At 58.3% G+C, this 21161-nt stretch carries 16 protein-coding genes and 1 pseudogene; 9 read left to right on the forward strand and 8 right to left on the reverse strand.

Annotated elements, in window-relative coordinates; translation table 11 throughout:
* Positions 1–2: 2 nt before the first annotated feature.
* From nodI to J2R76_RS17715, 7 genes are read right to left on the reverse strand one after another with little or no spacing between them, the layout of a single operon-like run.
* Positions 3–923 (reverse strand): nodulation factor ABC transporter ATP-binding protein NodI, encoded by a 921-nt coding sequence (nodI, locus tag J2R76_RS17685; protein WP_253624351.1) that lies wholly within the window; start codon positions 921–923, stop codon positions 3–5.
* Position 924: 1 nt separating this feature from the next.
* Positions 925–2634 carry a nodulation protein NodU gene (gene nodU, locus J2R76_RS17690; RefSeq protein WP_253624352.1) on the reverse strand — a complete coding sequence of 570 codons (1710 nt, stop codon included), beginning with the start codon at positions 2632–2634 and terminating at the stop codon, positions 925–927.
* Positions 2635–2647: 13 nt separating this feature from the next.
* Positions 2648–3277, reverse strand: a complete 630-nt coding sequence (gene nodS, locus J2R76_RS17695) for a nodulation methyltransferase NodS (protein ID WP_253624353.1) — start codon at positions 3275–3277, stop codon at positions 2648–2650.
* Positions 3278–3289: 12 nt separating this feature from the next.
* Entirely contained in the window at positions 3290–4666 is a 1377-nt protein-coding gene (gene nodC, locus J2R76_RS17700) for a chitooligosaccharide synthase NodC (RefSeq protein WP_253624355.1), read from the reverse strand.
* Positions 4667–4683: 17 nt separating this feature from the next.
* Positions 4684–5343, reverse strand: a complete 660-nt coding sequence (nodB, locus tag J2R76_RS17705) for a chitooligosaccharide deacetylase NodB (protein WP_375166500.1) — start codon at positions 5341–5343, stop codon at positions 4684–4686.
* Positions 5340–5972 carry a NodA family N-acyltransferase gene (locus tag J2R76_RS17710; protein ID WP_253624357.1) on the reverse strand — a complete coding sequence of 211 codons (633 nt, stop codon included), beginning with the start codon at positions 5970–5972 and terminating at the stop codon, positions 5340–5342. The genes nodB and J2R76_RS17710 overlap by 4 nt, the downstream gene beginning before the upstream one ends.
* 41 nt (positions 5973–6013) lie before the next feature.
* Positions 6014–6394, reverse strand: coding sequence for a hypothetical protein (locus J2R76_RS17715; protein ID WP_253624358.1), 381 nt, complete (start codon positions 6392–6394; stop codon positions 6014–6016).
* A gap of 411 nt (positions 6395–6805) precedes the next feature.
* On the opposite strand from J2R76_RS17715, the gene nodD1 reads away from it, so the two are divergent.
* The 9 genes and pseudogenes from nodD1 to J2R76_RS17760 all read left to right on the forward strand — a co-directional run bounded on the left by nodD1 (position 6806) and on the right by J2R76_RS17760 (position 19226).
* On the forward strand, positions 6806–7750 hold the full coding sequence (gene nodD1, locus J2R76_RS17720) for a transcriptional regulator NodD1 (protein ID WP_253624359.1): 945 nt from the start codon (positions 6806–6808) through the stop codon (positions 7748–7750).
* Positions 7751–8384: 634 nt separating this feature from the next.
* On the forward strand, positions 8385–9374 hold the full coding sequence (locus J2R76_RS17725) for a LysR family transcriptional regulator (RefSeq protein WP_253624360.1): 990 nt from the start codon (positions 8385–8387) through the stop codon (positions 9372–9374).
* Between the two features lie 928 nt (positions 9375–10302).
* The gene (locus J2R76_RS17730) at positions 10303–11016 is read left to right on the forward strand and encodes a MerR family transcriptional regulator (protein WP_253626023.1); all 714 of its coding nucleotides are present in this window, start codon (positions 10303–10305) and stop codon (positions 11014–11016) included.
* 444 nt (positions 11017–11460) lie between these two features.
* The gene (locus J2R76_RS17735; protein WP_253624361.1) at positions 11461–12468 is read left to right on the forward strand and encodes a branched-chain amino acid ABC transporter substrate-binding protein; all 1008 of its coding nucleotides are present in this window, start codon (positions 11461–11463) and stop codon (positions 12466–12468) included.
* Positions 12469–13364: 896 nt separating this feature from the next.
* Positions 13365–13622: pseudogene (locus tag J2R76_RS17740) on the forward strand (transposase); the annotation flags it as partial.
* An 89-nt stretch (positions 13623–13711) separates the two neighbouring features.
* Entirely contained in the window at positions 13712–14815 is a 1104-nt protein-coding gene (locus J2R76_RS17745) for an LLM class flavin-dependent oxidoreductase (RefSeq protein WP_375166501.1), read from the forward strand.
* A 1232-nt stretch (positions 14816–16047) separates the two neighbouring features.
* Positions 16048–16395, forward strand: a complete 348-nt coding sequence (locus J2R76_RS17750) for a NolY (RefSeq protein WP_253624362.1) — start codon at positions 16048–16050, stop codon at positions 16393–16395.
* Positions 16396–17385: 990 nt separating this feature from the next.
* The gene (locus J2R76_RS17755) at positions 17386–17631 is read left to right on the forward strand and encodes a hypothetical protein (RefSeq protein WP_253624363.1); all 246 of its coding nucleotides are present in this window, start codon (positions 17386–17388) and stop codon (positions 17629–17631) included.
* 872 nt (positions 17632–18503) lie between these two features.
* Positions 18504–19226, forward strand: a complete 723-nt coding sequence (locus J2R76_RS17760) for an outer membrane protein (RefSeq protein WP_253624364.1) — start codon at positions 18504–18506, stop codon at positions 19224–19226.
* Positions 19227–19544: 318 nt separating this feature from the next.
* On the opposite strand, the gene J2R76_RS17765 is transcribed toward J2R76_RS17760, so the two are convergent.
* Positions 19545–20270 carry a LuxR family transcriptional regulator gene (locus tag J2R76_RS17765; protein WP_253626025.1) on the reverse strand — a complete coding sequence of 242 codons (726 nt, stop codon included), beginning with the start codon at positions 20268–20270 and terminating at the stop codon, positions 19545–19547.
* Between the last annotated feature and the right edge of the window lie 891 nt (positions 20271–21161).

The following is a 21161-nucleotide window of genomic DNA, read 5'->3' on the forward strand; positions in this document are numbered from 1 at the left end:
GCTCACTTCTCCATCTCGCGCCCGGTCAGCCGCAAAAACACGTCTTCGAGATTTGGGGAGCGCTGCAGAACACGAAGTCCCGCTCGCCCCTGCAGTTGCACGCGGACCTGCTCCGGATATGGCGCATAACAGAAGAGCGTCTCTCCACTCACTTCGATGTGCCGCGCATGGGGCCTGATCAGCTCGCGAAGCTGATGTGGATCACCTCCATAGATTTCGACCACGTTGCAGCCGATATGCTCGTCGATTAGCACATCTGGCTTGCCTTCGGCGATCTTGCGTCCACCCTCGAGGACACACAGCCGATCGCACAGGCGTTCGGCCTCTTCCATAAAGTGAGTGGTCAAGAGAATCGTCTTGCCGCGCGCCAGCAGAACTCGCAGGCGCTCCCAGATCAAGTGGCGGGCGTGCGGATCCAAACCAGTCGTCGGCTCGTCCATCACGAGCAGATGCGGGTCATTTATAAGCGCGCGTGCCAAGGTCAGTCGCCGCTTCATGCCACCCGACAGTTCTGAGACCCGTGCGTCTGCCTTGGTTTCGAGCCGCGCGAACTCGAGCAGCGACGGTACGACGGCCTCGATCTTGCGGGCGCTCATGCCAAAATAGCGACCAAACACCAGCAGATTCTCGCGTACGGTAAACTCAAGCTCAAGGTTGTCGAACTGCGGTACGACACCGATCCGCATGCGTGCGACACGAGCGCGCGCCGGTACAGGTTCATTGAGTACCATTATCTTGCCTGCGTCCGGCGAGATCATGCCGAGGAGCATACGGGCGATCGTGCTCTTGCCGGCTCCATTTGGCCCGAGTAGACCAAAGCACTCTCCGCGGGCAACCGAGAACGACAGTTCATCGACGATAGTTCTGCCGCCAAATGACTTTGTGACGCCGGCAAGGTCGATTGCTACCGTGGACATGCTCATCTTAGGCCGACTGGAGCCGTTTAGCCGGCGGTTGCTTCCTTATGACCGGCTTAGTCCAAAGCTGTCCGTCACACCACACATGCTCAACGCGCCCCCATTGACAGGCTGCTGCGGCGTCCGGAAAGAATCCCCGCCCGTTTAGGTTTGCGCTCGTGTTGCAGAGCAGCGGAAGGCCCGTAAGGCGCTCGAATTCGACGAGCAGCTCAGCGACCTTGTGCGGAGAGCTGCGGGAGATTGTCTGCAGTCGCGCCGAACCGTCCAGATGGATGACAGCGGGGATCTTGTCGCACCATTCCGCCCTGGTCTGATGATCGAACAGCATGTAGGGGTCCGGCGTACCTGGGTTGAATATCTCTGGCGCGCGATCCTCCAAGCAGATCGGCGCCACCGGTCGGAAGTGCTCACGACACTTAATGTCGTTGAGATGATCCTTCATCGCCGGTGACGTCGGAGCCGCCAGAATACTTCTGCCGCCCAACGCTCGCGGACCCAGCTCGGCGCGCCCGGACAGGAACACTACCGGCTTGTTGTCGGCGAGAATGCCGGCGAGCTCACGCAGACTGCACGGCTCGGCCTCCCATTCCGACAACCCCTCGGTGGCCTGCAGAGCCGGACCGCTGTAAACAGACCATTCCAACGGTCCAAACCCATTTCGCGCCGCCATAGCCGCGCAAGCAGCACCTATTGCCGAGCCGCTGTCATTCGGGAAAGGCGGTACCCACACCTCATCGAACAGGCCCGTCGCGCGAAGCGCACTATTCCACTTGATGTTGAGACCGCACCCACCTGCCACACATAGATTTCGCGCGCCCGGAAGAGAGGAGTGCTGCAACAGAACCATCGCGATTTCGCGAACCAGAAGACGTTCCAGGAACATATGGAACGAGGCAAGGATGTCCTCCGCTCGTTTGCCCGTAAGGCGCAATGCGCTTGCCTCGAAAAACTCGTGCGTGGCCGCAAGCAACGCTTCCGGATTGTGGATGTCTGCGCGGTAGCGACGAGCCTGCTCCGTGTCCGCGGCAAAGCGCTTCTCGTAGAGTTCTTGAAAAACTGCGACAACGCCTTCATCGACAGAGCCAAGCGCGATGTACGCCATCAGCTTGCCGGCGATGCCTAAATCCCAACTGGTGCGGCTCGGCTGCCTGTAAGGCCCGAAGTGAAGGCCGGCGGCAGCATAGGCCTGACCAATCATGGGAAACAGGGATCCCACGAGCCGCGTGCCGCGAGGTTCGACATAGTAAAGGCGGGGAAAGATGGAGCCGTCCCATACCAGACAGAACGCGGGTTTTCCGGTACTGGCAAAGGGGCTGGTGCTATAGGCTGACGCAACGTGGCCCGTGACGTGCGGGTAACTTTTATAGGGAAAGACCTTGTCGCCGAGGATCAGGCCAAAGCCTTCGACGGAATCAAGAAGGCCCTCAGCATGACGCTCGACATATGGCCCCCCTTTCAGCGTGATCGGCACCGCCCCACTAAGGACCTGGAACCGCGACTCGATCTCTCCATCCCAGCCATCGATGACGAACTGATCAATGTCTCGCGGATCAAGACCATGCTCTGCCAACACACGCACGACCTCATCGAGGTTGTCGATGGATTGATAGCGTGGGTTGTTGCCGCGCTTTTCCTGCTCGGTGCAAAAGACGAGCCGCCCGTCCTCGACAAGAGCAATTGCGCCGTCATGTGTTAATTTGATGCCGCAGATGCGCATACGACCCCCTGATCTAATGACCGACAATTGAGTGCTTTAACGACTGCCCCGACTTCCGGAACAGGACCAGCAAGCAGTCTTCGTTGACCGACGTGGTTTGGCAGTGCAGACGCTCCACCTCCAACAGACTCTCCTTGAAGAGAGAGATCACCGTCTCGGCACCAGCGGCATGACCCCAGTGCCGACAGGTGGCATCACGCGCGGACCCGAACACCAAAGAGCCGTCTGGGGCAAGCATGCTCACCAGGTTGCGGACCGCCGCGTGCATCTCGGAAACGTCATTGAGATAGTAGAGAACCTCGGCGACGACGATCAGGTCGAACTTCTCTGTGGTCGAAAACTGCTGAATATTGCAGGTTATCCAATTTATATGTGACCGATGCCCGGTCCGCAGGCGCGCTCGTTCGATCGCCTGCGGCATGACATCGACCACCGTTAGGCGTTGGCAACGCGGTGCAAGCATTTCCGTGAATGCCCCGGCTGCGCATCCGACTTCGAGGGCATGCTCGACACCCCCATTGCAAGACGACATCCGGAGCATCTGCGCGTACCGTTCCTGCTCGAACGCACTGCTGTCGAGATGCCATGGATCATCCACAGCGAGCTCGCGTTCCAGTAATTGATGGTTCTTGTACACAGTCATGCGCCGATAGACCTACTTATACGCGCTCGATCGTTTCCGACCGCAAATGCTCTCCGGCGCCGCCAAGCGCGATGGACGGTGAGGAACCGCCGACTTCGGAATTGTGCCAGAAGCCGTCCCTGTAGCCACAGGACCTGCTGCACTGTTCGGCACCGGCATGACCGCCTGCTCATCTCCTTCAGTCGGCTCGTTGACGATCGTGCGCGACAGCCAATCGCTGTTGCTCAATGTACAAAGGGCATACGCCTTGAGCGGCAGTAAAAGAAAGATGTTTATCGGTGTGTGGAGCGAGAAGCCGATAAATCGCAATTCCCCCGCCCGAAGTGCAGCTACACTGCACCGAACGATCGTCATCGCCGCAATTGTCAAGCCTGTCCACCAGGGTACAGATCCGCCGACTGCAAGCTCGGCAAGCGCAGCCAGTGCTGAAAGGGCGAGTAGCAGTGGGCCAAGATTCTGCCCGACAACGTCCAATGTGAGGTAGCCATCGAGTTCCGGCAGCAGACGCAATGCGAGAACCGTATCGCGAAAGGTGCTGCGCGCCCAGCGCAGCTGCTGACGCAGGTATGGCCCGAGAGTGTCAGGGACAACGGTTGCCGCAATCGCGTCCGGAACATACTCGGTTCGAAATCCCGCCTTGAGCATGAGAATCGTCAGATGGCGATCTTCGCCGAAATCACTCGGCTTGCCGCGAAAGAATTGCGTTTCGTATTGATCTAGCAGCAGGGCAAGAGCAGAGCGACGATACATCGCACATGGACCGCAGCAGCACATGACCGCACCGAACCGAGCTTGCGCCGCACGCTCTTCGTTGCACGCCAACCAGTATTCCATGTCGATCAGACTGGTCAGCCATGTATCGTTGCGATTGCTCGCTACCAGCTGGCCCATCGCGGCACCAATGTCGGGGTCCCGCATCTTCGCCGCAAGCTTGGTGACCACGTCGGCGGCCAGTATCGTATCCGAATCGACGTTAAGCACCAAGTCACCGGACGAGCCGCGTATTGCGGCGATCTGCGCTTTGCGCTTGCCAACATTCCTAGCAAGCAAGATGATGCTGAAGCGCGCATCGTTGGCATAGATCTCATGTACAGGCCCCACAACGTCGCGATTTGCCGAGCCATCGTCAACCACATAGACCCGCAGCTCTCCTTCGTAGTCTTGCCTGGCGAGCGAATCCAAACACTGCGCGAGCGTGTCCGGTTTCTCGTTGAAGCAAGGCACGACAATATCCACACTTGGCAGAGCCAGCGCGGATTGTCCCAGATCGTTCCGCAACGATGGGGCATTCCCCCGCCGCGCATACAGCGCCTGCGTGCTTTTGTAGATGGTCGAGAGCAGCGCGTAAGACGAAACCGCGACGGCGCTGGTTGTAGCGAGCAGGTCCATAGGGTGCCAGTTGTTGTTCAGTGAAGCTGAGGGAGCGGGCGGATCACGAAGCCGCGGCGTTGTAGTGCTGGAACCAAGTAAGAGAGCGCTCTAACCGTCTGGTCTCGCCGACTTGCATCAGCGCACGGCCCGTCCTCATCAGGAGGATATCCGTCGTGCAGGAGAACAATTGAACCCGGTCGAACGGCTCCGAGTACCGAAGTTACAATTCTGTCCACCCCGGGCTGGGACCAATCTCTCGGATCGACCGACCAGTGCACAGCCGTAAGGCCAGCCTGTGCCGACGTAGCGAGCACCTCTTCGGTCCATTTACCGTAGGGGGCCCGCATGTGCCTGGGCGCAGCCTGCCGACATGCCGAACGAATCGCCTCGCTGGCCATTAGCACCTCACCGCGCACCTGAGCCGGCTCGCATCTCGACAGATCCGGATGCGTCATCGTGTGGTTCGCCACCTCGTGGCCTTGCGCGATCATCCGCCGAATGAGCTCGGGCTGCTCGGCCGCGTAGGTACCGATCACAAAGAACGTCGCTGGCACCCGATGTTGCGTCAACACATCGAGAACCTCTGGCGTGCAGAATGGATTTGGCCCATCGTCAAAGGTCAAATAGACAGGGAAGCTCCCGCTCACATCGGCGTAGTCGCAAGGCACGGCAGACACGGGGACAAGCTCTTTCACAGCTCGGGCCCGTTCCGATCGATCATTGCGCCGGCGGGCCACTCGCTGATCGCGCTTTGAACCGGGAACACCACCACGATCACCTCTTCGATGCGGATCGGCGACAGATTGGGATAGACATCCGGATGCGTGGAGCGGACGCGAAGGCCCGACATGAGGGTCGCGAGGCCCTGTCTTTGCACAAGTCGGGTAAGATGCTTCTCAAGCGCGGGCCGGACCGTCCCGAAGCCGAACGGGACTCCAAGTTCGTGCAGCATAGGATACATCACCCGCATCGCGTGGCTGATTCCCAGTCCCTCGAGATCCGGCCGCACGGCATACAGCCCGAGTTCGGCCACGAGTAGATCGACTGCACCAATCTTGATGAAGCGGCGCAGTAGTCCGACGTGAGCAGCTACACCATGGGCGTCGCGACCAATCACGCGGACCTCAGGCCTGGCGCCCGCCCAACTTCTGTTGCCTTCAAATGGCTGCGCATTGAAAGCACCGGTCGGCCCGTAACTCTTGCGAAAAAATTCGGCGAGCTCGGCATGCTCGGTAAGCCGCAGCTCGTTTTCCCAGCGAACGCTCCAATGAACTTGAGTGCGCGCAGAAGGCGCTTCCGCGGTCCGAGATGCGACAATGTTCATGGCAGGCTTTCCTACGCGAGTCATTTCAAGAGCGGGCTCAGTCACGCAAACTCACTCACCGGACGCAGATCGATCGAGAAATGCGCCGTCGCGCTTTGTTGGATGCCGGTTCTCCTTTGCGCTCGGCGCCGGAGCAGATCGCCTGGGGTGGCGCCTTTGTGTGCGATCAGCTGATCGCGCCGTTGAGGCTCGTCATCCAGACCGAATGCTGTGCCGAAGGTGTACGGACGGGGCGATTTGATCGTGCAGATGTTATCTGCACCATGGAGCCCTTCCGCCTCGTCTATGGCGGCCGTCGGCGCTTTGCCGCTCGTGACCGGACCATCGATGCGGACCACCTCGTTGAGGGAGCGTCCCAATGACACCAGATCACCTTGGTTCTCATGCATCTTCGACACGCCCCGAATGCGATCGACAGTCAAGCCAATGGACTGTCGCCAGATCTATTTGGCATCCGCAATCTGCGCTTGCCTCTGTGTTGCGACACTAGGTCGATGCTGATCCGGCCCTCAAGTGTACGCGGGTAAACCGCCGATATGGAAAGGGTTGGAATGCACATACGAAGGTTTACCGAGCGCATCGCGTTACTTCGAATGCGCGGGTCGCGCCGGTCAAGACCGACGCAACACGTACGCATTCGCTTTGAATTGCCGCCCAAGGCGTCGACAGCCGCCACTCGCGTTCAAGGACTTTCCGAGAGCCCGCGCAGCGACCAACAGCCATTGTGGTGTTCCGATTATTTTCCAAACTGATGTTTGCTATCCAACAACCCGCAGTTTGGTAAAATCGATTGTTTCGATAGAATGCATCCACACGATGGATAGACTCAAAAGATGCGATTCAAGGGACTCGATCTAAACCTGCTCGTTGCGCTCGATGCTCTGATGACCGAGCGCAACCTCACAGCAGCGGCGCGCAAGATAAACCTGAGCCAGCCCGCTATGAGCGCGGCAATCGCGCGGCTGCGCACCTACTTCGGCGATGAACTTTTCACGATGCGCGGTCGAGAGCTCGTCCCGACACCGGGCGCGGAAGCGCTCGCGGGTCCCGTTCGCGAGGCCCTGTTGCACATTCAAATTTCGATTATTTCGCGAGATTCGTTCGACCCTGCTCAGTCCAGCCGTCGCTTCAGGGTCATTCTCTCCGATTTCATGACAATCGTCTTTTTTCGCCGAATTATGGACCGTATCGCACAGGAAGCCCCGGCTGTGCGCTTTGAATTGCTGCCCTTTTCGGATGAGCCCGACGAGTTGCTCCGCCGGGGCGAGGTCGACTTTCTCATTCTGCCAGAGTTGTTTATGTCGAGCGCTCATCCCAAGGCGACGCTGTTCGACGAGACTCTCGTATGCGTGGGATGCCGCACGAACAAGCAGCTGTCACGTCAACTGACATTCGAAAAATACCTTTCGATGGGTCACGTTACGGCCAAATTCGGACGGGCGCTGAGGCCCAACCTGGAAGAATGGTTTTTGCTTGAACATGGCCTAAAGAGACGGATCGAGGTGGTAGTGCAAGGCTTTAGCCTTATCCCACCCATAATATTGGACACCCGCCGTATTGGCACGATGCCTTTGCGACTCGCTAGGCACTTCGAAAAGCGGATGCCCGTGCGGATCGTCGCACCACCCTTGCCTCTGCCCATATTCACTGAAGCATTGCAATGGCCTGCGTTTCACAACACCGACCCAGCGAGTGTTTGGATGAGGCGAATATTGTTGGAAGAGGCGTCCAACATCGCATCGGGGCATTTCGAGACATCTACTCGCAGGCGATGTTAAGTTCAGCATAAGCCGATTCCGGCCGTGTCTCGAGTATGGCGGCACGCCATTAATTCTCCGCCGACGCTTTCCATTTCTCGACGCGCGATGTTGCAGATGCCTGACGTTAGATGACGAAGCGCTCCGAGGGCTTGGCAGGTCGAGCCCGTAATGTTCCGGCTGAGGTTGGGATACCGGCGGTACAGGTCAACGGACGTCCAGCGTTGCTGCGGTACATAATCCTTATTGGTGCGCAAATGTCCGGCACGTTCAATTATTCGCTTGAATCCCACGCTGCGTGAGGTTGTAGGCTGCGCGCCTTGGCTCGCGCTGCGTTGAGCGGCGGTCGACCGGGCGCACAGCCGAACTCACGGCTTTGGCAGAACAACTTGGACTGGTGCCAATAGTTAACGACCGGGTCTTGTTACGAGGCGCGCCGGAGCGGCGAGCCTGTTAGCTTCGGGCTTGTAGCGGTTTCCGGCCTCTGATGTCCGCCAACGGCCGAACTGTCCATTGTTGCGATGGTTCCGCGACCTTCCTCGCGCGATCGCAAGGTGGGACGAAACCGATTCGGACGAGCCGGTGAGACCGCCCCAGACGTAGCCTCGGCCGGTCGTTTATACACCGCAAGCACGTTTGCGCCGGACAAGAAGATATGCGCTTCAAAGGACTGGATCTAAATCTTCTCGTCGCGCTCGATGCTCTAATGACCGAGCGCAGCCTGACTGTAGCGGCACGTAAGATCAGCCTTAGCCAGCCCGCTATGAGTGCAGCTGTCGCCCGACTGCGCTCCTATTTTGGTGACGAGTTGTTTGTAATGAGAGGACGAGAACTTGTCCTGACCCCACGCGCGGAGGGACTCGCCGCTCCGGTTCGTGAGGCGCTGATGCACATTCAGCACTCGATTATCGCGCGGGAGGCCTTCGACCCTACCCGATCGAACCGGCGGTTCAGGATCTGCCTGTCAGATTTCATAACCGTCGTATTCTTCCGCCACGTCGTGGAGCGCGTCGCGCGAGAAGCACCCAATGTTAGGTTCGAACTGGTAACGCTCACCGATGAGCACGATGAGCTACTTCGGCGCGGCGAGGTCGATTTTGTCATCCTGCCGGAACTATTCATGTCCGGTACGCACCCCAGAGCGGCCTTGTTCGAGGAGAGCCTCGTTTGCGTGGGCTGCCACACGAATAGTCACCTACTGAGGCGGTTGACATTTGATCGGTATATGTCGATGGGCCACGTTGCGGTCAAGCTCGGCGGCACACGCAAGACCTTCGTCGAGGATTCCTTGTTGCTCGATCTCGGCCTCAATCGGCGCATCGATATTGTTGTGCAGAGCTTCAGCATGATCCCGCCCCTGCTAGTGGGCACAGGCCGCATAGGGACCATACCCTTAAGGCTCGCAAAGCATTTTCAAGGAACCGCGCCGCTCCGGATTGCCACGCTTCCCCAGCCATTCCCCACCTTCACCGAGGCAGTCCAATGGCCAGTCCTGAATAACAGCGACCCAGAAAGCATCTGGCTGCGGGAGATATTGCTGCAGGAGGCAGCTCGGATGGCAACTGCGCGTGAAGAGGTATTCAGCATTAGCGGTTCGGAGCAAGCAGATGATGCCGGCAGCTTCGCAGGATCGGTCTCGCCGTGAGCGTGGCAAAGGTGAGCGAACCCGGCACCCGGACCGTGTCGCAACGCGTGCAATTTCGGATCGTCTCGCTCGAACTCGTTGTCTCTCGTCAAAGCTCCTCATAGTTGGCGACCGTCACAAGCCCGAGTCCGTCCTTCTCGCACCGGCGACGGGCTCGACGTAAAGCGGTCGCTCGAGCATTAGCCCGGCTTTGAGAGACAGAGAGGCCGCCACGTGCCCGCGCCAAAGCTACGCTGGCGCATTGCAAGCCCGGCTTGCGGCCGCGCCGCTTTCGTGACGGCAGGATCGGCTCGGCGGCTAATCGCATCAACACGGCGAATCGGTCGCGGCGCTCGCAATGAGCGGACAGTTCGGACCCGTCGGAGACACCCAGCACCACGACAGCGAACGCAGTGCCGATTGATTGTGCATATGAATGTTGGACTCGCTCCGTCCAAGCAAGGCATCGCACGTGCGTGTTGCTCTGTCGCATCACCCTGGAGCGCATCGCATCCTTGTCTCTCTACGCCGCCGGTCTGACTTCTTTTGGCCGCACCTCGGCCAAACGTCTTGACGAGGTGCGCTATGCCGACGCAATGACGAACAAGGAGCCGTACGTTGGAGCAATACAGTGGAGTATTCGATCCCGAAGAGCTTTCCGTCTTGGGAAGTCTTTTTGACAGGGCAGTCTCCGCGCTGCCGCCATCAATGCGAACTCCGGAAAATCGAACGGCGATCGCCAAACTCATCCTGGAGCGTACAGCGGCCGGCAATACCCAGCTGACATGCTTAACGAACCTGTTGATCACCATTTCCCCTCAGGGTTGATCGCGCGCCGTTCTAAGGATAGTCACCACACCTGCGCTGGAATGGAAGACGATCCAGCTAGAGCTTTGAAATAGCTTGAATCCAACGTGACGTCAGGTTGTAGGCTTTGAAATTGAACAACATGAGCAAAGCTACACCAAGACGGCGTCGATGGCGCATTGGCGAACTTGCGGAAGCGACCGGAGTGACGGTACGCACGCTGCATCATTATGAACACACCGGCCTGTTAGCCGCTTCAGAGCGCACGGACGGCGGCCATCGGATGTACGACCGCGAAAGCGTCCAGCGGGTTCATCAGATCCGGGCGCTACGCGAGCTCGGCTTCTCCCTTTACGAGATCCGTAAAGCTATGGAGGGAACGACTTCACTGACCGACCTATTGCGCAAGCATTTGGAGCGTATAGAGCTTCAAGTTGCTCGAGCAACGCTGTTGCGAGATCGATTGCGCAACATGACGACCGACAGTGACGTTCAGGTCAGCGTGGATGAGCTACCTGCCACCTTGGACGCCATGTCGCGGGTTGAGACACGTAGTCAAACATCCCGATGCACATGCAAGTTGGCTGCAGAACGCGAGGAGCGATGGCGACGCATTCGGGACGACCTCCGCGATTGTATGGATAGAGGCGAACACCCTTGCGGCGAGCGCGCGAAGGCTGTCGCGATTGCCGCGCGCCTGCTGATCGGCGAAATCGCTGGAGCGGATTCTCGGGTTTCGACGATCCTGAAGGTCCTTGCACGCCTAAGCGCCCCACGCAGTTTGGCTGGTTGGGATCCCTGCCTCATGCAATATCTCGATCTTGCCCTCACCGGCCTGGAGGATCAGCCATACTGAGATCACAAGGCGGCTTCGGACGGCTTGACCAGTCCGCTTGGCCGGCTCGATCGTCATGGCGGTTCGGCGTGATCCGACGGCTTTGATGCCCGGCGGCAGCTTTACCAATCACCGGTCAGATTTTCTGCGAGGGTCTCAACGATCCGCCGCTTTCTCTGATGCATTGAGCGAAGCTCCCGTTCAAGGAAGGCTTGAATCGCACGTAACGTCAAATTGTAGGCTCCGCCATGGTCGTTGCCCGAGCTGACGCATGCTTCGCTTGGCGATCCTTCGACCTGCGGGCCCGTGCTGGCCGCAGACAGTTGGGGTTAGATCGAGGTGAGCACTAGGAGTTCTGCAGTGTTGAATAGGCGTTACACTCCAGCTGCAGCTGCAGCCTTCCTTTTCTGTGCCCTCGCCTCGACTGCGTGGGCTTCGGACGTTCATATTGCCGTGGCCGGTCCAATGAGCGGAAGCAGCGCGGCGTTCGGCACGCAGATGCGCAACGGCGCCGCCGCGGCTGTCGAGGCATTGAACGCTTCGGGCCTGCTTCCCGACACCAAGGTGATACTGAGTGTCGTTGATGACGCCTGCGACCCGAAGCAAGCGGTCGCTGTTGCAAATAAGCTCGCAATGGCTCAGGTGCGTCTGGTCGTCGGCCATTTTTGCTCGTCTTCGTCCATCCCAGCCTCCGACGTCTATGCCGAAGCAGGTATCATCCAATTGTCACCTGGTTCGACAAATCCTCAGCTAACGGAACGCGGCATCCAGACCGTGTTTCGGATCTGCGGCCGCGACGACCAGCAGGGCACCGTTGCGGCTGAATACATTCACCGACATTACCATAGCGACAAGATCGCAGTGCTCGACGACAAGAGCACCGCCGGCAAAGGTATCGCCGATGCGGTTGAGGCACAGCTTCAGGGATTCGGCGAACACGTCATTCGGCAGAGCTATATAGCCGGTGAAAAGGATTATACGGCGCTGATCTCTAGATTGAAGAAGGACGGGGTACGCCTCGCCTATATCGGCGGTTATCACACCGAGATTGGGCTGATCATCCGTCAGGCATCAGAAGCAGAGGCCGGCCTTACCGTCATGGCCAACGACCCGTTGATGACCTCCGAATTCTGGGGCATCACCAGCAGCGCGGGAAACGGTACGCTATTTACCTTTATGCCCGACGTGGCAACGAATGCCAATGCGGCCGACGCGGTGGCCAAACTCAAGGCTTCCGAGCTGTCGTCCGAAGGCTACACACTTTACGCCTATGCCGCAGTGCAGGCGTGGGCAGAGGCGGTGAAGCGGGCCGGTTCCCTCAATGCTGCGCGGGTCGCAACCGAACTCCGTTCACGACCGATCGAAACAGCCGTTGGTCCGGTCAGGTTCGATACCAAGGGAGACAATGCAGGCCCAGGCTTTGTGGTTTACCGCTGGCACGACGGGCGTGTTGAAGCGCTGGACCAGAATTGATCGACGCGATCACAGCCCTTCTCCCTCAACCCAGCCACCGACACAGATGATGAAACGACATCAGGACCTTGCTGCCGTTATACTCGCGAGCTCTCTTGTGCTCGCGGCTTTCGGAGCGCTTGTCGCCCTCGCTGCAGCGCTCGCAGAATTGCCAGACGTCGACGTAGAGGAGGAGCTACGTCCGATGTTAGACAAATAGCATCCCGATAAAGGCCAGTTCTTGCGACGCTTCACTGCCAAACATCCGCAACAGTCTGATTGGCAATGCTGCGAGTTCCGGCCGTTGCCGCTCATGCGACAGCAGCCATGACAACCAAACCGCCGCGGCAATCTCTCTGTCGGCCGCGCATGCTGACAAATGCAACTGTACTTCCCAACCTCCAGCGACCTCACATTGCGCGAAACGCGATTGCGATCCAATTGCTGTTTCGCCGGCGCGTCCCTTGTCAATTCTGCCAGCGCCTCGACCGATCCCCAAGCGACTTACGTCAAACTTAAGGTCTGTGCGAACGCGATCCCACCGCCGGCCAGTTTGATGCGACGCAGCTTGTTGCGAAGCGAATTGCCGATAACAACCTCACATTGATTCCGGCAGCCGGTAATTCGGGCATGGCGCCTCAACAATCGGGCAGAGTTACAACATTGAGAATATTATCGACATGACTTCGATCAGCTCTCCTATCGGCCTGCGCGTCCTTGGACGTTGTTCTACTTTCGGGCATAGCCGCCGATCCGTTTGGCAAGAAGGATGGAACGCTCCATCTGACATCGCGGAAACTTGGAATATCTACTGCGTGTCTTGAGCCAACCTTCGTAAGGGCGCCGACGACAGCTGATGTCGCATTGCATGTTGCCTGCACTTCGAGTGCAAGTGCTGTGCAAAACGGAACGGACAGATGAAACGACCGAGATTCACAGAAGAGCAAATTATCGCGATACTGAACGAGCATGGGGCTGGTGCGAAACCGGCTGATCTAGCTCACAGACACAAGATCTCTGAAGCGGCGATCTACGACTGGAAGGCCAAGTTCGGCGGCATGGACGTTTCGGCCGCCAAGCGGTTGAGCGCCCTGGAAGAGGAGAACGCGAAGCTAAAGAAGCTTCTGGTCGAGCACATGCTTGGCGTGGATGCACTTCGCGAACTCCTATCAAAGTAGTCGCAACCAACATGCAGGTTCTCACGCCCACGCTGCATGGCGCAAGCCCAGAGCGTTAGCTCCCGCAGAATAGCCAGATCGGCCAAGTGATGCACACCACGTCTTTGACGCCGAAGGCACAAAGCAACCAGGACTCCCATTCGGAAATCGGAGATGATCGAGTGAAAAGCGGCCTTCCTTCAAGACTGACATGCGCAATCTTTGACCACTTGGACGACGACGGCCGCGACATTGCGCGACAGTATGAAGATCGTCTCAAGCTGGCGGAGGCGTGTGATTCTCTGGGCTTTTACGCTTATCACCTGGCGGAGCACCACTGCACCCCTCATGGCAGAGGGCCCTCGCCGAACCTGTTTCTAGCAAGCCTTGCGCAGCGCACCCGGAGGCTTCGCTTTGGTCCGCTTGTTCTGTTGCTCAACCTCTATCATCCATTGCGCGCGTTCGAAGAGATCTGCATGCTTGATCAATTGAGCGGCGGCAGGCTCGAACTCGGTATCGGGCGCGGCTCCCAGCCGATCGAATGGGGCTATTTCGGCATCAGCGCAGGCGCGGCGCCAAGCCGCTATGTGGAAGCCAGCGAAATCTTAAATGTTGCGCTGAAGAGCGATACGTTATCCTACCAAGGAAGCCATTTTGAGCTGAACAGTGTACCCTTAACCTTGAGGCCTCATCAGCGCCCTTATCCACCGACCTGGATCGCCAGCAATCGGACCGAATCGGCGGAATGGGCCGCGGCAAATGGTGCAAATCTGGCGTGTGTCGGCCCTGCCTCTGCTGTCCGAAGCACTACGGATGCTTTTCGTTGCCGTCGAGCGCGCTGCACAGCCGCGGACGATCGAGAGCCATTCCTAGGGTTGGCTCGTATGATCGTGATTGCGAGATCTGACGGAGACGCTCATGCGGCTGCCGAAACCGCTTATGGACAATGGCTGGATAGCTTTAAGTTCCTTTACGAGTTGAACGCCAATCCGACACCGCCGACCCTGCCGCTGTCGTTCGATGCAGCGCTGGAGAGCCAATTGTGCGTCGTCGGAACGCCAGCTTCCGCCCGACAGCAGCTTCTTAACCAGATGGAAGAGGCAGGTACCAACTACCTACTCTGCCAGCTTGCATTCGGGAACCTTCCGCTCGACAATTCACTATACACCGCGAGCGCGATCAGAGCCGAAATTATCGATAGCTTTGGCTGACAATGTCTATTCAACTTCGCTACTTCGGGATGCCCGGCCCCTTCTTGGCATGCGGTACGTGCCCATTGGCGTACGATCAAGGCGTTCTTTCTTGCTCGACGGGAGATCCCAAACCCATAAGGATATAGGCGCGACCTCAAGCATCACTTTGCCGGCCGCGCAGCCGATGTCGTCGGCAGCGACATGACAGGTTGAATAGCGTTGGCATGACAAACCGGCTCAACCCGTATGCGGGCTTGTCTTATGCGTCGTCCAGAGCGGGTCAAGGATAGTCGCGCGCGCTATCCGCGGACTGGATGCATCCCATCAAAACTTTCGATTTTACGGATTTCAGCCAAATGCACCATAGTCGCTCACCGGTTTCCGGAAAGCACCTTTGACGAAGCTCGTGTGACCATGGACCCCCTTTGCTTTCTGCCAAGTCGCAGGCCGGCTCAAGCCTTTCGCGCCAACATCACCAACGATATCCCTCGACCTTTGAAACCGCGCCACCAGCGGCCTAGCTTCAGCCGGATGGCTCGCCGAAAAGTATGGCCTTCATTCGAAGTCGCCGACAGCAATTTCGTCATCCTAAAGGCGTTCCCGAAGATTAGGCGCTTCGCACGCGCATTGGCCGGGTTGCATGCGTGCGTCGCATAGAAGCCAGGCAGGCGCACTGCCTCTTGCGCCAGCCTCGGCAAGGCTTGTCGGCCTGACCAGGTGGACAGCCCCGTTACTTCCGCGATGTCGCGATTCCCATGCTATGCGACCTCAGCTATCTGACCTCCTTAAACACAAAAGGGACGTGCTGGTATCAGTGGCGCCTATCGACGTCGATTTCGGCGACGCGAAAGGCTATGCGACAACACTAGCCGCCCACTTACGCGCTGTGATCGCGGGGTTCTCATGCCGCCCATCCGCTCCACGCTGTTTGGTGGGCTCGGCCTATGCCAACGGCGTTCCTGCGAGGTCCGCTAGCTTGGAGTGCGCCGGCTCGATAGCTCAATCAAGGACGAGCGTTCTACCGCGCAGCGCACAGCGCTCTATAGCGACCAGACCTCCTTCGGGTTTTTCTGCGAAACCAGCCTGTCCCTTTCTTCGGTTGCACATGCGCGAGGTGTCTTGTGCAGCGGCAATTCAGTCACGCACCGCATCGGCGGCCTCGCAAACCGGAACGCACACAAAAACTACACGTCAATCTCGTTTAATTAGTCTGGAGCAACACTGTGGAACTTGACCCTTCGAATTCACGCATGCAAGACCTTGAGGATCGCATCGACCTACAACTCGATATCGTGGCAACTCTCGTACGCGAAGGAAGCAACGAGCTCGAGGCAATCCAGCTGCTCAACGCACTCACGAACGAAATGATATCAGCGGAACTGGAGCTCGGCCAGCTCGGCGATACGAGCACCGGTGGCCATCCTGGCGGCGGGCGAGCAGCGCGAATGAGACGGGACCATGGCGTCTACAATCCAGAAGAGCTTCAAATCTTGGGGCGCCTTCTCGATCAGGCAGTGGCCGCCTTACCGCCTGCACTGCGCACTCCGGCCAACCAGATGCGGATTGCCAGATTGATTCTGGCACGTGCGGCGGGCTGAGAGCCGTTTTGCTCTTCTGCGATTGACGGCCGCCCGGCGAGAGCTTCATCGCTGGGCTGACCGTGGCTGTGCTCTCCTACCCACGGATAAGGCCGGTTCAAGACCGCGGCTCACCGCTACGTGAGTGAGCCGCTTCCACGTGCTGATCATTTCGCTTCGAGGAGCGAGACATCCATCCGATTTCCGCTGGACTGCACCTCAAACGCTTGATCATGGCATCTTACACGGTCGCAGTTTACTCCAAGGCAGATAGGGGGCGCACGATCCGAGATATTCGTACCGCACGGTTGACCGCGCCTTCCGATATTCGGATCTTGGCAGCATAAGCTAGCTCCCTGATCGCGGCCGCATTGTTCTAAAGTTGCGGGCCACCTGATATTTCGTTGCCAGAACGAGCTCCTGGCAGATCAACGCAATTGTCGCGATAGCTTGTCCCGTTTCTTTGGTGCGACCCATCCGGAGCAGAATCGTATCGCAAACGTGGTGCCGCGCGCAGGAACCGGCGGATGTGGCCAGGCTGTTGACGCATGTCGGGAAGCACACGAACGGATTGTCGAGAATGAGCCACACAGCTGGACGCGACATAAAGAGCGCATACGACATCTCCCAGAACACTTCTTAGCCTTGAAAGTGGAAGGTAGCGAACGGCCTGCTCCGTAAGACGGCTGTAGTTCGACTGCCCCTTGGGAGCGTGAGCCCGGCGAACGGCGAAGGGCGAACGCCGGGCAACAAGATGCGGGGCGCAAAGAGGCAAATGTCAACGCAGGGTCTCTTCAGACAATTCAGAATCGTTCGACTCGCGCTGGCACTTCAACACTCGGTCATCCGGACTTCAACAAGCGGCATTATAAAGTTCGCTGTAGCGCCGCGGGCAGCTCGACACACATTTTGGCTGTGGCTCCGACTTCTTGCCGGTCAGGACAGGCCGCAGCTCGTCGGTACGCTTCGGACGAATCTTTTACCTTGTGCTAGGAGTCGAGGAGTTTCGAGATGGATCAGGTCATATCCGACCAGGTGCAAGCGCCAGAGGCTATCGTAAGTATCGCATTTGAAAAAGCGTGGCGCTTTGTCGAGAAGGACCCAGTTCTGGCGCATCATCTCAAGACGTTCCTTCACCGCCGCTTGCGAGCATTACTGGAGTGTTCGATCAGGACCGGCGAACGGAATACCCTGCATCTGGCAAACGAAGCGATACGCAATTTACGAGCGGAACTGGCGTCGCCGAGCAAACAGTAGGTGGTTCGTTCCCCTAGCTGGCCGCCCCCCCTTGTTATCGGCAGGAACGGGACGGTGTCGTCAACTCCGAAGGGTCAGGTCGTGGTCGAGCTGAGTTTTCACTGCTCATCTTCTACACCGACGACTGCGTCAGAGAGCGCTGCTCGTGCAGCTCTCGTGGTCCCTACACCAGTAGGATAGAAACGGGAGCACACCGGCAACGAAAGGCGGGACAAGCACGCGTTGCCCCGACGTGACACAATGCGCACCGTATCTGGCGGCCTGGCATGCGTCTCAGCAATTTCGATGCGGGCTTCATCCGGCGCGGTGACCAACATTCTGCGGCAGACGATCTTGGCGGCGCACCGGCTCGATTGGCTTTCCTGTCGCGGCAAGAGCAGTTACAGCTCGCCAGATACCGCTCCGGATCTTCAGGATGTCCGAATTTAGATCGATTAATGCCTCTGATGGGTCATTTCCGACGTTACCACAATCTTAAGTCGCCACACGACTCCTGACCCAAGATAAATTCAAATCCCATCCCGATAAGGACGCCTTCATCTGTGCGGCTCATGACGAAACCCGCTGAACGACGCGCAGCCGGACATATCGCCAGGAACCTGATTGTGGCGGTGCTTCAGCAAATGCGCTCGCAGCATTGCGTCGCACAGTGCCATCACGATCGCATCGCCTTCAGGTAAAGGCGCCACGAGGCGCCCTATCAATGTCGCTGCATCTTCGTCCAGGCGTCGCAAGTTAGGCGCCTCACAACCTGACGCACCGTGCGTTTCGACCCATTTCTTGCGGAGGAATGTTGTGCCTCAGTTACAGCAATTCGCAAGCATGTTGTTAAGACGCACGGCGCCGGGGGCATCAAAAGGAATGACACTGGAATGAAGAATTTGCTGATTCTGACCGCAAGCATCGCACTCAGCGCTGCAACTCCCACATTCGGCGCTGACCTCGCCGGGCAGCCTGTCAACATCAAGGCGCCCACATTGCCGGTGGTAGCCCCGATCAACGACTGGAGCGGCTACTATATCGGTCTCAATGGCGGCTGGGGATCGAGTCACAATTGCTGGAATTTCAACGGCGCCACTTCCGAGGGCTGCCATAATTCGACCGGCGGCACCGTCGGCGGCCAGATCGGCTATCGCTGGCAGATCTTCAGAACGGTGTACGGCATCGAAGGTCAGGGCAACTGGGCCGACTTCAGCGGCTCCAATGTCAGCACCGCTTTCCCAGCGGACACCGTTGGCACCAAGACAGATGCATTTGGATTGCTCACCGGCCACATCGGCTACGCATTCAATGCCGTGCTGCTTTACGCCAAGGGCGGTGCGGCGGTGACCAGCAACACCTATCACGTCAACTCAGTGGCTGCTGGCACCGAGCTTGGCAGGAATAACGATGTTCGCTGGGGTGGCGCGCTCGGCGCTGGCGCCGAAGTCGGCCTGACCCCGAACTGGTCGGCTGGCCTCGAGTATAATCACTTGTTCATGCAGGGCAGCAACGTAAGCTTCCCCACGGCCGTTGGCTTCGATCGCGTTCACCAGGACATCGATCTTGTCACGGCACGGCTCAACTACAAGTTCGGCCCAGCGTTTGCGAAATAGCGAACACCACGCGCGCAAGCGTTAAATCGAGAGCCCCGACTAACGGTCGGGGTTCTTTCTCGAAATGCTGCCCTACCGCCTCGCAACCAGCCAGCGGAACCGGCTCGAACTCGTCTAGGCTCAGATCACTGGCTGGCAGAGCAGACCGCAGGCACACCCGAGGGCACCAAGCCAGTCGGCTTGACATGCGTCGTCAAACTCCAGAACCTCACGCAACGTGAGTTTCCCGTCGCCTGTCTCAACGAAGCACTGTTCGAATGACATGAGCCTTGCCAGGGCTTGGCGTCAATGGCACTTCCTGGCAGTGAGGATGGGATCTCAAAGAATATTGAGGCGAATGGCTATAGCGGTCGCCTGGATCCGGCTGGTCGCACCCAGCTTTCGCATTGCATTCTTGATATGAAAATTGACCGTATTTTCGCTAATTTTTAGGATCTTCCCAATTTCCCAGGACGATTTCCCCTCTGCCACCCACCGCATGCAACTGATCTCCCGTTGCGACAATGCAATTTGTTTCCCGCCGCCGCCATTAGAAGGTCGAGCAATCTCGCCATAGGCGCTGTGAAAGAGCGAAGCCAGGGCATTGAGATGACCGATGCGATTCTGAGGATCAGCATCGTCGGACGGAGATGCGAAGGACACCACAGATACTTGGCCCAACGGACCAAATAGAGGCACGCTCATGCCATGCTTCAGCCCGGCCTCCCTGGCCTCATCCAATACGCGTCTCTCGTCCGGTTGAAGCTGACAATGGTCAGCGAGTTGGTCCCACAGAAACGGACGCGAATGCATCGGCGTCCGCCGGACCACCGGATCGATGGTGTGGTACTTGCGTTTGAAGTATCGATCGCACCAGGCCGGCGGCCAATTCACAGCGACAGTCGGCGGTGGATACTCAGCCAACCGAAGCGGCTCGACGAAGTTGAGGGCTCCGTAAGCGACTTCACTGAATCCTTCCTCGGTGGCACGGTTTACAAGAAGATCGAACAACGCTCTCAGCGAATGCGTCTGGTTTGCGCATTCGGTGAAGCTAAAGAGATCCACAATGGGCGCTTCGGCACGCCGATCCGGCTCGCCATCGCTGCGTTCGATTGCATTTGTTTCAGGCCGAGCCACATTCCATTCCATGAGCTGAACTCTCAGGTTTGCTCTTCGTGAAGTCTGGAGCGCGCGCTGCGTCAGACGCCATTCCCGAATTCCTCGCCTTCCGCCAGCTGCGGCGCGACAATTGTTCCGTCAAACGCCGGGATCCAGCTGCTATCCTCGTCGGACACCCGACGGCACGCCACAACCGAAGCGCCGTCAAATTCCGTCCGATCGGTCCTGCTCGCCGATGACGCGCTGGCCAAGCAGGCGGTCACCGCATTGTCGTTCGTCTGATGGTCTGTGCCCTCGATGCCGCCTTGATAGTGCGGCCAAAGCAGCCCTGAATGACAAGATCGGCTCTACTCAGATTAAATGGTAAGGAGCGACTGTCCTGCCCGAAGGACGCCTGGCTTCGCCTCAAGGTTGAGCGCGATGATACCCTGAACGTTGACCTTCGCGATTCAAGCGGGATGGAGCACGTTGGCCAACTTGGCGGTGCCGGACTCGATCTTCGCAGTTCTGACATCGGCCTTCTGCTTCCTGCCGACAGGAAGGTCATTTTTTCTTCCCCATCCTGCGAATTGCTGTCGCGGATTCTTCGCTCATCCTCCGTCCTTCGACGGCGTCGGGAATGCGGCCTGCGAGCAACGCGGAAGAGCCGCACCAGCAGGTGACCGCGTGATATAACGGCCCGGCGCCTGATCAGGCGCGTTGAAGAGGTCCAGCGCACCTGAATTGAAGGCACAGATGATCCGCGCGCCAGGTGCGCAATGGGAGATGCGCGCAGAAACGACACCTGCCGGCCGCAGAGGACACCTTGCATGCGCATCTCCATAAGGGAGAGGACCT

It is taken from the genome of Bradyrhizobium sp. USDA 4532, from assembly GCF_024171315.1.
GTDB classification, from domain to species: domain Bacteria; phylum Pseudomonadota; class Alphaproteobacteria; order Rhizobiales; family Xanthobacteraceae; genus Bradyrhizobium; species Bradyrhizobium australafricanum.

Coding starts and splice junctions, on each gene's coding strand:
- J2R76_RS17735 (WP_253624361.1), top strand. CDS start 11,461: ATGAGCGGAAGCAGCGCGGCGTTCGGCACGCAGATGCGCAACGGCGCC.
- nodD1 (WP_253624359.1), top strand. CDS start 6,806: ATGCGATTCAAGGGACTCGATCTAAACCTGCTCGTTGCGCTCGATGCT.
- nodI (WP_253624351.1), bottom strand. CDS start 923: ATGAGCATGTCCACGGTAGCAATCGACCTTGCCGGCGTCACAAAGTCA.
- J2R76_RS17730 (WP_253626023.1), top strand. CDS start 10,303: ATGAGCAAAGCTACACCAAGACGGCGTCGATGGCGCATTGGCGAACTT.
- J2R76_RS17710 (WP_253624357.1), bottom strand. CDS start 5,972: ATGAACATTGTCGCATCTCGGACCGCGGAAGCGCCTTCTGCGCGCACT.
- nodC (WP_253624355.1), bottom strand. CDS start 4,666: ATGGACCTGCTCGCTACAACCAGCGCCGTCGCGGTTTCGTCTTACGCG.
- nodS (WP_253624353.1), bottom strand. CDS start 3,277: ATGACTGTGTACAAGAACCATCAATTACTGGAACGCGAGCTCGCTGTG.
- J2R76_RS17760 (WP_253624364.1), top strand. CDS start 18,504: ATGAAGAATTTGCTGATTCTGACCGCAAGCATCGCACTCAGCGCTGCA.
- J2R76_RS17755 (WP_253624363.1), top strand. CDS start 17,386: ATGGATCAGGTCATATCCGACCAGGTGCAAGCGCCAGAGGCTATCGTA.
- J2R76_RS17725 (WP_253624360.1), top strand. CDS start 8,385: ATGCGCTTCAAAGGACTGGATCTAAATCTTCTCGTCGCGCTCGATGCT.
- nodU (WP_253624352.1), bottom strand. CDS start 2,634: ATGCGCATCTGCGGCATCAAATTAACACATGACGGCGCAATTGCTCTT.
- J2R76_RS17750 (WP_253624362.1), top strand. CDS start 16,048: ATGCAAGACCTTGAGGATCGCATCGACCTACAACTCGATATCGTGGCA.